This window comes from Microcoleus sp., assembly GCF_049646505.1.
GTDB lineage: Bacteria > Cyanobacteriota > Cyanobacteriia > Cyanobacteriales > Microcoleaceae > Microcoleus.
In genome coordinates, this window is the sequence record NZ_JBARVX010000084.1 from 45,285 (window position 1) to 57,395 (window position 12,111).

Below are 12,111 nucleotides of genomic sequence, written 5' to 3' on the forward strand. Positions count from 1 at the left end.
TTTAAGCAGATATTTTAGGTAAATCAGGCGATAAATACATCTCTCTCCAGTCTGAAATTTATAACGCGAACGTAAATTATACTTATTTAAAACAGCACATTTATTGCCTTCACAGTCCTGTCCTAAATCCAGAACCGGCATGGTGTAGGGTGCGCGGGCGCACCTTACCGCTATAAGTAGCCCTTCGCCTTGCAACTAAATCGGTTAGCCGAGCCGGTGATGCTGTTCTAACTCTAAACTAGAGTCATCATCTTTTCTGGGAACTAGAAGCGTATTTTCGCTGCTCGGTTGCAATACGGCTTTAATCACTTGCAGAAAACGGTTGGGTTTTTTAGCTTGACCGTTGAGAGCGCGGCGCTCTTTTACTTTTTGAGAAAGGTGTCGCATCACTGATAAATCTAGTTCATCGATGAAATGGTCTGCTATACGTTCTCCCATTAAATCAACTGCTTCAGAATACTGTTCTTTCAGCATTTCTATGGCATCATAAGCTTCGTCAGCAACTTGAGTTGCTACTGTTTGATTGCGATCGCCCGATGTGTGGGAATTGCTGCGGCGGCGGTCTAAAAGACTTTGATATTCACCAATGCTCATTCCCAAATTATAAATGTGGTGGTGAGCGTGATCCATCAAATCTACTTCACCGGGATAGAAGAAACCGCGAGTGCTGTTGATACCGTGCAGTTTTGCCCAGCGCCGCAGAATTGTCTCGTCTTGCAGTTGGTATCTCTCCAACATTTGAGCCATGTTGAGCTCTACTTCTGGTGTAACTTTGAAATCGCTCATCGGTAAATCCTCGCTGGTGAGTAGATGAATAAACGTCAATTACCCGTCATCAATCGGGATACCGATATGATGAGGGCTTGTATCTACGCTCCACCGCAATTCTGAAAACCTTTGCAGGAGATCAGCTTTAGTTTCATCGCGCGACACATCGGGGGATACTGACAAGCTCCCCGTACTCGTCCAGTCTTGCCGAACGAGCAACGTTCTTAATGCAATATTTCTGCTTCCCACCAAATCAGCGTGTAATTCATGCCCACAACATTCACAACGAAACATTAGCCCCTTGTTCGATCGATTAGCCTTCGAGGTATGCCCACACTTAGGACAACTCTGAGAAGTATAATGTGCTGGAACTTTAGTTGCTAGGCTGCCAATCAAATTAGCTTTGTAGTCGATATAGCCATGCAATTCGGCAAATGACCATTTAGCTTTGTTTCGATTAGCCCTACGCTGTTTCTTGCTTGCCGAATTGCCAGACTTGGATTTTGTTCTATCACGGATTCCAGTCAAGTTTTCTAGTCCAATCAAGCTGTTAGGCTTGGCAACTTCTTTACTGATTTGGTGGTTCACATCAGCGATAAACCGTCTCTCCCGTCCTGACAAAGCGATTAGTCGTCGCTTCGCCGAACGGGTGTCTTTACGCTGTAGACTTCTTCGAGCCTTCTGATATTGATTGGCTTTGTGTCGAGATGAAGCGCCAGAGTAGAATGCAGACCTATTGTTTAAATCTGTTTCTACTGCCAAATATCTCATCCCAACATCAACACCAGAAATTCGGGTAATACTTGTTGGGTCGATGTCCGGTAGTTCTATTTCAAGACTTACCATTAAATAGTAAATCTTGGAAGAACGCTGGTAGACTATCTTTGCTGCACCAATATTGGGACAGACTTCGATCAAATCTAAATGCTTATTCCAACCCTCGTAAGGCACAACAATTCGACCGTTTAACGTTCCGATACTGACCTGTTGATCGGACTTAAACGTGTAATCTCGCTGATAATTCAAGGTCACAGTCCGAGATGCGTATTTAGGAGCTTTATCAAGCCCCTTGAAGCGCTTCTTGGTGTATCCCTTTTTAATAGCTTCGTTGTTCTGTTTAAGCTTGGTTGACAAGGATTTAAAGGTTGCCGCCACCTGTCTAGGTACGTTGCACGCCATCTGTGCACCTAGTTTGAACTCGGAGCGCAGGTGGGTATAGACGAGTTTTTGTAATTTAGTGCCATTATTAGACTTACTATTGCCGAAAGCAATCATGGCAGTATAGTTCAAAGCATCACGGTAAGCCAGCGCAGTATCACGCACCGCCAACTTCTGTTCGGCGGTAAGATTCAACCTTAGCTTTGCGGTGATAACTTGGCTCATGGGTTCACTAAACTCTAAGATAAATATAACTCGTGAAGTTTGAGAAAGCAACCACTTCGTAACAAATCTTGTTCGTTCACTCATGCACCGCATCGAGAGTCGAACGCTGCGCTGATCGATTCAATATGCGGTGCAATCACAAGCCTCACGCGCTTGTCGGACCCGCCACCAACCGAGGCGGTATGGTGGGAGAATCCTGCTGTTATAGTTGAAATCTAAAATGTGTTATTTGGGTGCAGTCTGAAATTGACGATCGCTCTTTTGACTGCATTTAGGGAAGTCTTGCGGGCATTTGCTAACCGTCGATCGAGCGATCGCGCGAGACGATTTCACGGTAGGGTACTTTTGGGCTCAGTCTCGATCGCATTTGGGAGCAACTGCACGGGGTTAATTATATAGCTGATTTAGTGTTTCACCAACCGTTAAAAATAGTAAATTTTATGTTTTTTTGCCTCAACAGTTAGTAAGAGCGAGCTATAATAGTCTCAACAACCGTGCAATTAGTAATTTTAGTAGTTGCAAACGAGATTCTTAGTATGCCTGTATACGATTATTTTTGTCCCAAAAACAACCAGCAGTTAGAAGTTTCGCACAGCATGAACCAGGAAGTTTCGACTTGGGGCCAACTGTGCGAGTTGGCTAAGTGCGAACCCGGAGACACTCCCGCAGATGCTCCGGTGCGCCGTTTGCTGAGCGCTCCGAGGTTGATGAAGCCGACATCCGACACCGATTATAAAAATTCGGGTTTCAGCAAGTACGTGAAGCGGGATGAAGGAGTTTATGAAAATGTCACGGCTAAGGATGGTGAAAGCCGTATCGTCAATCGAGAAGGCAAGCCGCTTAAAGACTGAGAATCCAGATCGATCGAGTTTGCAGTGAGGACTTGAGTCCTCTGAGATAGGTTTGTAGCGAAGACTTGGGTCTTTTGTTGACTTTTAGGTTGATCGAGCTAAATTCCTGACTGCAAACTTGTTAGACTGCGGGCAATTAAACGCAGATCGTATTATTTACCACCAAACCAATCATTCATTTTTTGTTTGGCTTGTGCTTTAGTTTCAGCATTGATGTATACTGAAACAGTCGCGACCGCAGCCAGCAATACTCCCAAATCGTCTGTAAATCCGATGTCGGCTAATATATCGGGGATGCTATCGACAGGAGATATAAAATAGATTTATTGCCAAAAAAATCTATGTTACAATTAAAGGTTTTGAATTTTAGGCTCACGAAGCTCAGTCGTAATTGTAAAGTGCCGATCTAATCGGCAATCTACTCTACTTAAGCCAAACCCTTGATTGTAGCATAAAATTATTTTGCAATAGGTCTATTGTAAATTCAGGGCGGGACACCCCACTCATTGGGGAATTGTTTTTTGACATAGAATTTAAATGTCGCAACAGCTTAACTGGAAATTAGAACCAACAAACAACAAATAAAAAATAAAAAATAAAAAATAAAAAAAATCATGCGTTTACCTTTACCCCAATTTGCTACAAAAGAGCGCCATCCCGATCGCATTGCTGAGGTAATCGAGACGGCAACTTCGGAGTTTATGGCTCAATGTTTGGAACCGGATGACTTGAGTTTTCCGGTGATGCCGCCTTTTGGGAGTTGGGTTAAGGCCGAGGATGAAGAGTCGAAAAATCAAATCTACGGCGTGGTTTATTACGCGACGACTAGCCCGATCGACTCGGTGCACAGAGCTCGCGCCTTGGGTTTGTCGCTGGAAGAGTTGCGGGAAGAACAACCGCAGATTTTTGCGATGCTCAAAACCGAGTTTCGAGTGGCGATTGTCGGGTTTGAGGCTGCGCCGGAAAGGTTCAACGGTCACGGCCCGTCGAGGGGTACAATTTATCAGTATTTGCCGCCGCGCCCGCCGCAAATTCACCAGGCGGTTTATCGCTGCGAACCGGATGAGGTGGTTGATTTTACCGTGCAGTTGGATTTTTTGAGGACGCTGCTGGGGGTGACTAATGCGCCGGTGGATGCGCTGGCGGCGGCGACGATTCGGGAGATTTATCAGTTGCGGATGCGCGATCGATCTTGGTTGGTGGAAGCGGGCAGGAGTTTGAGTGTTTTGTTGAAGGATGATTACGATCGGTTGCGGGTGATTTTGAGTCAGATTCATCCGTAGAATATGGGATAAGTAAATAGAAAAGTATAATTTTTTATGTGGGTAGAGATCGCAGCGCTAAATCAGATTCCCGAACGGGATATTTTGAAAGTAAAAGTTGAGGATATTTCGCTAATTTTGAATCGCCAAGGTGCAAATATCACTTGTTACCGCAATGCTTGCACGCATTTAGAATATCCGATCGATATGGGGAAGGTTGATAACGGCATCATTACCTGTCCGTTTCACAAATTTAGGTTTAAGTTGGATACTGGTAAGTGTTTGAATTCACCGGATTCGCTGGAATCTTATCCGGTAAAAATTGAGGGCGATCGGGTTTTTGTGGAAATTGATTAGTTATTCGTTATTCATTAAGTCCGACAGGGGTTTAAACCCCTGTCTCATAGCTAAAGTCGTCTCAAGACGACTGTAAATTAATATGTGATATCGTTTCCGCTTGCATCGGAATGATTTAACCGCAGAGTACACAGAGTACACAGAGTCCGAGAATATATATCTGAATCATTCCGATGCTACCGGATTTGATATGATATCAAGTCCGGCTTAAACACCCCCTCACTCTGTTAGTCTGCGGAGGCAGACTTTGTTTTTGTAGTTTGACCTCGAATTCGTATGACGGGCGCTTCGCCACATACGAATTTGAGGTCAACAGGTTTCAACCGCCGAACCATCTTTCAAACTACCGTTTTTGCGCGCCGCTGGCGGAGGAAAATCGCCAAAAGCCCGATCGCCCCAACCATCAAAAGCAGCCATTCTTCCGGTTCAGGAACCCCCGAAACATTCAAAGGATTGCTCGGTTTCGTCAACTCCTCCTTACCCGATTCTACCTCGCGTTCAAATCGATCGTTTTTACCTTCCGCCGCCTTTAGCTGCGCTCTTTGCTCGTCATTAACCAACACAATCATCGAAGAATAGGGCGTGACGACTTTAAAAGTTTTAGCAAGCGAGTGCATCGCATCCAATTGAGTCAATTGATTAGCAGTTTTCTGCTTGCTAAGTGCGGTTATCAACTGCCGCGCCGCTATCGGTTTAAAACCTTCATTTTCATCATTAGTTATTTTCGGAACCCCTGCAGTCACCTTCGGAGTTTTGGCATAACTCCAAGCATAACCATCAACAACATTAACTACAGATTTCCCCGACGCCGCCATCGTCGCCACTCGCTGCATTGCTTCTTTGATATCGGTAGAAACTCCGCCGCCGCTATCTTGAATCACCTTTAAAGTAGCGTCGTCATAGCCAGGGGGCAAACCTCCTAAATGCACTGTCCATAAAGGTGCGGTTAGAGAAACGCTGGTTTTGCGATCGTCCGATAACTCGTAACTGTGGCGATCGCTCACCAAGAATACAGTATCATAAGTGCGATCGGCGCGCAACTGTGCAAACTGTTGCAGAATATCCTTAAGTTGAATTGTACCGTAAAACGTCAACTTTCCCACATCTAAACTGCGTAGATTTTCCACCAACCTCGGTGGCACACCCGCCGCACTCGACACATATAAATCCACATTGTTTGTGGCTAAACTATTCTTTTTTAACCAGTCAAAAGTCTCCTTAAGTTCTCTACTTTCCGCCGCCATGCTCCGAGAAGTATCCAGCACCAAGGCTAATTTTTTCACTTGTGGCAAAAAGTAATTTATATCAATCAATGGCTGAGCCAAAATACTATTTTCTCCCGGCAACAACTTCGCTAGATGCGGTATTATTTTGGGCTGAGCAACTGCGGGTACAAACGCTGGAAGCCAAGTTTCTTTTGCCTCTTTACCACTGTAATTTACTTGTTTGCCCGCAATAGTGCGACGAGTATTTCCATCCCAATAAATATTGCGTTTTTCCGCTAAACTTGGCATCGCCCAACCCTGTGCTTGTCGCATCACTTTGTAAGTCAGCCACAAGTGCATTTCCGTCGGCCCGTTAGTTTGTGCAAACTCTCGTTTAGGCGGAACAGGAAAAGCTCGCAAGCGGTATTGTTTCGGGCCAATTTGTTCGAGCAAAGCCGGATCTACCCTTTCTACTACCTGCTGGTTGTAAACTTGCTGTGCAGCACCTCTGGGCGACACAGTAAAAGCAAAACGCTTGTTCAAATCCCCAGTATCGCCCAGCCAAACTCCTGTAACTGCGGCGCTTTCCGGCAGAGAAAAGTAATAAAATACTTCTTGCAAGTTGGGCGTTTGATTTTTGTAAACTTCGTAGATTTGAACGTCAGCCCAATCGCCGTTTTCTTTGAGGGTAACTTCTTGGGAATCCAACCATACTTTTTCCTCATTGACATTCAACAAACCAGCCTTAGCTTCTTCCCGGTTAGATGTTGACTGCACCGCGTGTTTTACTGCTTCTGTGTCACCTTTTTGAATTTCAGTATCGAAGAATCCAGCGTAAAGTTTTTCGGCTTTTTTGACATCGGAACTCGAGCCTTGATACAAAAACGGCGACATTAAAATATTATAGCTGTTCTGTACGTTGCGAGCTGCTTTGTCAGGCAAATTTAAAGTATTCTTGTACAGCGCGTAAATGTGGTTATTTTCTCCCACAGTGCTCAGGTAGCGGTAAGGAGACAAATAGGCGTTAACTAAGCCCGATCGAATCATATCAGACTTGGCTAATAAAGTTTGACGCGCCGTCTCATTAGCTGCGGGAGTTTCCAGAATTTTCATTGCTTGAATTTGCGGCTGCTGCTGCAAAGCGGAGAAAATAGCCAGCCAAGCTGCCATCACTCCCAAGCTGCCCGCGATTGCTTGATTTTTTCCGTATTGCGAAGCAAAACTATTTAATATTTTGCGGGCAGATTGGATGTAGAGAAAGCCGTAAAGCGAAGGCATTACTACGAACAAGCTGGAGGTAAAACCAAACAAGATTAAGGATAATGGCAGCCACCAAATTATTTCAAATGAACTGTACTTTAAAGATTCTATCAGCGGTGTCACCCAAGCAAAACTAAAAAATCCAACTACGATAACGCTTGCGACAGGTACAGCGTAAAACATCAGCAATGCGGCCGCCCAAATGCCAACTAGCAACATTAAGCTGTGAACTCCTAACTGCATCCAGGCAATTTGTTTGTTGCCAATTAATCCACTCGCAGGTTGCGGTTTGCTTTCAGCATCTTGAGATATTGAAATATCTTGAATATTTTCTTTTCTCCCCAAATATCCGTAGAGAATTTCTACTAAAAATCCTGCGATGCACAATCCTATTGTCCAAATAATTTGAGAGCTCGGTGGATTCAGTTCTCGCAGCAGAAATAACCTGATTGAGCAGAGCAAAAATAAGGGCGCTTCTACGCCGTAAAACAGACGCATTAGCTGCAATGGTTGCTTGCGAAAACGCTTGAATCCGAGGATTGTAAATACTGTCGGTACTGCTATCAGTGCTGTTAAGGTTAAGGCAAATTCCAGGGGGATAATTCCGTCTATTGTGGCTTGGATTAACGGGATTGCCAGGTAGGGCAAAATTCCTAGATAAACAATTGACAAAAATGTCAGGTTCCACAGCCAAAATATTAACTGAAAAATTATGTTCAATGCCAGCTTAAATTTTTTCATTTTTTGCTGTTGTTAAGCTATAATTAACGGTGTTGTGTACGTTTTTAGCAAAAGATTGGACTTCGGAACTTTCGGGGTTTACGGAATTGTCAAAAAGAATTGACACAAGCACCCAAGTATGATTTTTGTGGTTGATGTCGCTGCGGATTCGGGCCAAGAAGTTATCGGTTGTTTGCTGGGAAGATTGCAGCCAGTAGGTGGCAGAGAGTTGGTTGTCTTTGACAGACAGCCAGCGGGCTGGGATGGCAGGAGTTAGCTGTTTTCTTTCTATGCGGTTGACGGGGATGCCGCTGGCGATAAAGCACAACTCTGGTGCGTGGTAAGTCTGCCAGGATTTACTGGCTACGGTTAGCATGGAACCGCGCAAGTTACCGGAGATAAATCTCTTTTTTTCTGTTTTTGTGTCTGGGTAATTGCCGAAAAATTTTTGTTCGCTGGGATTCAGGGGGATTGGTTCGGATATGATTTGTTCGGGAAATTTTAGGGGGGCGATCGCTACTTGTTCGCTTTCTACATGATACAATTGAGAAATTGCTGCCAACACAGCGACGGCCGCAATTAGTCCGGCTTTTGCTAAGGGCTGATTTTTGAGGATTTCTGCATCCCGTTGGGACTCAAGATTAATTTGTTTGGCTGCGGAAATTTTTGGTATTTTTTGCAGCATCAACCAACTCAAAAAACAAGCGCTAACTAAACCGATTATTCCCAGGGGTACGTGCAGGATTTCGGCATAAATTGGCTGTTGAAAAACTTGGGCAACTAATACTAATACTACTACCCGCAAAGCGTTAGCCGAAACTAACATTATGAAGTTGAGGGCGCATACTGCCAGCCATTTTAAACCCAGTTGGCGGCTTTCTAACCAGGTAGCAGCCAGCAAAAATAGTGTCCCTACTAAGAGGGTTTTAATGCCGCTGCAAGGTACGTCTACTTGAGCGATGCCGTTTTCTAAGACGATGATATCGTAGGAAGAAATAGCCCCGATTTGGAAAACCGATAGCAATTTTTCTACTACCTGAGCTGTCAGCACTCGCGCCGGCAAACCCAATCCGCTATTGAGCTGAGTGTTGAATGGTAAAATACAAGCTAGCAGCCCCGCTATGGGCAGGTTTTTTCGCCAAAAGTTCGGCTCTACCATTAAGCCGTACAGCCCGTAGGTTCCGAGGATAAATAGCAGGATGGTAATTTGTTTGATGTCTATTATGCACCCTGCGGCGATCGAGCAAACGCTCGCACCCAACATTAATACCAGCGGATAGCGCCTCACAACGAATTTGGGGGACAATGCGGGCGGGCGAGTTCCCGAACTGAGCGATCGCACTACTAATGCTACAATCAGAAAACTAATTACTATCTTGTACAGTGTCGGTATCTCAACAAACGAGGATAACAGCCATTTAACTGCCGAGATATTGGCAAAAAACCAAGTGAGCGACAGTAAAGAAGGAGCTAGCCAAACCAAATTAACCGCAGGATAAGGAGTAACAGAATCTGGAATTCCAGAATCGGGAATATTGGTGCGCTGCATGATACCGCTTGACATTCACGTTGGTGACATCTTAGCTCAGCAACATTGGTAATGCCTAGACCTGAAATTTAAGTTTTGTCAAGCTTTTATTTTTTCTACAGACAAGCTAGCGTTATAATAATTTCAGCGGAGGTAAAAATGAGCGAAAAAAGTCCGGGATACAAAATTGTTAGCGATAACCGACAAGCGCGGCATCTCTATGAAATTATAGAGACATATCAGGTGGGCATCGAGTTGAAAGGAACCGAAGTTAAATCTATTCGGGAAGGAAAAGCGAATTTGCGGGACGGATACGGCTTAGTTCGGAACGGCGAACTGTGGCTGATAAACGTTCATATTTCGCCTTGGAGAAGTGCTAGCAACTATTTTAATCACGAACCCAGACGAACTCGCAAATTGCTGATGCACAAGCAGGAAATTCGTAAACTAATTGGCAAAGTGGAAGAAAAAGGTTTGACTTTAGTGCCGTTAAAAATGTATTTGAAAGGCGGCTGGGTTAAACTCGATATCGGTTTGGGTAAAGGTAAAAAATTGTATGACAAGCGCGAAGATTTGAAGAAACGCGAAGACAAGCGGGATATGGAACGCGCGATGAAGCAATTTTAGTGATGGGACGAATCTTATCAAAGCCTGTAAAAAACAGGCTTTTCGAGTCCGATCACCATGAGTTATCATTTATGTCTGTTAGTAATTAGTAGACTTGAGTTGCATAAATATTCCTCTGTTAACTGCAGATTTTAGGCAGATAAACACTGACGGATGCAGATAATTCAATATTATCTGTGTTTTAGTGCAACTCAAGTCTAGTAATTAGCGATTAATCATTAGATTTGAATTGCTCTTCATTCTCTTTCTGTTAGTGAAATACATCTGCGGTTTTCAAGCGTGGTGAGGATAGCCCTATGCCCTATGCCCTATGCCCTATGCCCTATGCCCTATGCCCTATACAGGATAGTATCTCATATGAGAGCTTGAAAGGCTATATAGCAATCCTTGCATGAGTCGTAAATATTTTTACCCCACCCCAACCCTCCCCGCGAGTTCGGGGAGGGAGTAAGAAATTCACAAATGATTTAGGATTGCTATATACAATAAGTCTATTGTCGATCGCCCCACAACTAAGTATTATTACTCACAACATCCGCAGCAGTCCAGGCTCTTTTTCCTTTCAGGCTGAGGGCTTGCGGCTTTTTTCTGGCTTTTTTCTGAAATGATCCGGATAGGTGTTGGAGCCCCGCGAAGAATCAACCTATGCTCGAATACATCTAGGTAGTGGCAGCATTACGCAAGCATTCGGCTGTGGAGTTGCAAACCAGAAATGAGAAATAGGCTCAGGCCTAAGTCAATTCGTAAGATGATGATGTCATGAGGGTGGCAATGAAATACGGCAAACAAATTATCACTTAACTAACAGTGAAAATTTGCCAAAAACGACACCATTAGCTAATATTTTTAAGGTCATGAAAGAGCCGGAAAAAAAGTATCACCAGTCGAAGTGGGCAGCCTTCCTGCTCATTCTAACAGTAGGTTTTGGTGGCTGGCAATTTGGGTTGCCGGAACTCGCATCAATATTTAACAATAGAGGCTTGGAAAACTACAAATCCAATCGATTGGCTGATACTCAACAAGCCTACGAGTTGGCGCTCGCGGTAGATCCCAAAAGCCGCACAGCTCTTTACAATTTGGGATGGCTTTGCGAAGAGGTGCAAGATTTAGAATGTGCTCGAGGAAAATATTTGCAAGCTGCCAAGCTCGGTCTGCCTGCTGCTTACAGCAATCTGGCGAGGTTATATATTATTGATAAGAAAAACTACGCTGCTGCAGTTCACTTGCTGTGGCAAGGTTTGAAATTAGCTGAGGACGATCGAGTTAAATATTCCTTACTCAAAAACTTGGGATGGGCGCGGCTGAAACAGGCTCGATATTCAGAAGCATTGCAACATTTGGATGCAGCCATTAAGCTTGATAGCGAAAGGCCAGCAACTTATTGCCTGAAAGCGCAAGTCCTAGAAGGGATGAAAAAAACGAAGGAAGCGCTACCGCAGTGGAAAATTTGTCTAAAGTATGCGGATTCCCAAGAGTTCGATGAGGATATATGGATAGGAATGGCACGTCAACGATTAAAAGAGGAAAAAACAAATAAATGAAACGCACAGTTTTGCTTTCTTCAACCATACTGGCAATCATTACGGTACTGGAGCTAAGTCAAGCCTCAAAAGCACAGCCTACTCCTGCGACTGTCAAATTTACACTTAATGAGTCAGTCGAAACGCCGTTCAACTCGAATCAGTCAACGTGGCGCCGTTGCAGAGATAGAGATGGTGGAAATTATCCGTGCCCGAGATTCGTCATGCCTTCGCAGAGCGAAGAATAAAAGTTATTTTCCATAAATTTTGTAGGGTGTGACACCAGCACTTTACATTTGCAGGTATGTAGTATGTAGTAATTTTATGTAGGGTGCGCTGCACCTTACTATCGATCGCGGCTGTGTTCGTGCAGCGATCGAGTAATATCCTTTCCGGTTGCATCGGAATAGTAAATTCACTGTTGACTGTTAACTGTTAACTGTTAACTGTTAACTGTTAACATCATGTATGAGTGCAACCGGATTTGATATAATATCATGTCCGGTGTGCGATTCGTTTAACCTAAATGGGTAGGTTTTCCTATCCAGGGACGGTTAGCCTAACTCTCAACGGAGTTAGTGATAACTGATTACACTTATGGGTGAGGCATTAAGTCAAGTCCCAGTCCGC

The 12,111-nt window shown here is 44.2% G+C and carries 11 protein-coding genes; 6 read left to right on the forward strand and 5 right to left on the reverse strand.

What is annotated here, in order from left to right:
* Positions 1-204 precede the first annotated feature (204 nt).
* Positions 205-786, reverse strand: a complete 582-nt coding sequence (locus tag WBA89_RS04815; protein ID WP_424404397.1) for a hypothetical protein — start codon at positions 784-786, stop codon at positions 205-207.
* Between the two features lie 39 nt (positions 787-825).
* Positions 826-2,151, reverse strand: a complete 1,326-nt coding sequence (locus tag WBA89_RS04820; RefSeq protein WP_424404398.1) for an RNA-guided endonuclease InsQ/TnpB family protein — start codon at positions 2,149-2,151, stop codon at positions 826-828.
* 536 nt (positions 2,152-2,687) lie between these two features.
* Here WBA89_RS04820 and WBA89_RS04825 point away from each other — a divergent pair.
* Positions 2,688-3,002 carry a zinc ribbon domain-containing protein gene (locus WBA89_RS04825; protein WP_424404399.1) on the forward strand — a complete coding sequence of 105 codons (315 nt, stop codon included), beginning with the start codon at positions 2,688-2,690 and terminating at the stop codon, positions 3,000-3,002.
* A 152-nt stretch (positions 3,003-3,154) separates the two neighbouring features.
* Here WBA89_RS04825 and WBA89_RS04830 read toward each other — a convergent pair whose 3' ends face one another.
* Positions 3,155-3,325 (reverse strand): YkvA family protein, encoded by a 171-nt coding sequence (locus tag WBA89_RS04830; RefSeq protein WP_424404409.1) that lies wholly within the window; start codon positions 3,323-3,325, stop codon positions 3,155-3,157.
* A 291-nt stretch (positions 3,326-3,616) separates the two neighbouring features.
* On the opposite strand from WBA89_RS04830, the gene WBA89_RS04835 reads away from it, so the two are divergent.
* Positions 3,617-4,285: an HAS-barrel domain-containing protein gene (locus WBA89_RS04835; RefSeq protein WP_424404400.1), complete on the forward strand. Its 669-nt coding sequence runs from the start codon at positions 3,617-3,619 to the stop codon at positions 4,283-4,285.
* Positions 4,286-4,321: 36 nt separating this feature from the next.
* On the forward strand, positions 4,322-4,621 hold the full coding sequence (locus WBA89_RS04840; protein WP_424404401.1) for a Rieske (2Fe-2S) protein: 300 nt from the start codon (positions 4,322-4,324) through the stop codon (positions 4,619-4,621).
* 338 nt (positions 4,622-4,959) lie between these two features.
* On the opposite strand, the gene WBA89_RS04845 is transcribed toward WBA89_RS04840, so the two are convergent.
* On the reverse strand, positions 4,960-7,827 hold the full coding sequence (locus WBA89_RS04845; RefSeq protein ID WP_424404402.1) for a TIGR02921 family PEP-CTERM protein: 2,868 nt from the start codon (positions 7,825-7,827) through the stop codon (positions 4,960-4,962).
* On the reverse strand, positions 7,814-9,355 hold the full coding sequence (xrtO, locus tag WBA89_RS04850; RefSeq protein ID WP_424404403.1) for an exosortase O: 1,542 nt from the start codon (positions 9,353-9,355) through the stop codon (positions 7,814-7,816). Before xrtO ends, WBA89_RS04845 begins: the two co-directional genes overlap by 14 nt.
* 138 nt (positions 9,356-9,493) lie before the next feature.
* Between xrtO and smpB the strand changes: the two genes are divergently transcribed.
* From smpB to WBA89_RS04865, 3 genes are all read left to right on the forward strand, one after another.
* Positions 9,494-9,961 carry an SsrA-binding protein SmpB gene (gene smpB / locus WBA89_RS04855; protein ID WP_006631384.1) on the forward strand — a complete coding sequence of 156 codons (468 nt, stop codon included), beginning with the start codon at positions 9,494-9,496 and terminating at the stop codon, positions 9,959-9,961.
* Between the two features lie 854 nt (positions 9,962-10,815).
* Positions 10,816-11,502, forward strand: a complete 687-nt coding sequence (locus tag WBA89_RS04860; protein ID WP_424404404.1) for a tetratricopeptide repeat protein — start codon at positions 10,816-10,818, stop codon at positions 11,500-11,502.
* Entirely contained in the window at positions 11,499-11,729 is a 231-nt protein-coding gene (locus WBA89_RS04865; protein WP_255513281.1) for an Osc7112_2153 family protein, read from the forward strand. Before WBA89_RS04860 ends, WBA89_RS04865 begins: the two co-directional genes overlap by 4 nt.
* The last annotated feature ends 382 nt before the right edge of the window (positions 11,730-12,111 follow it).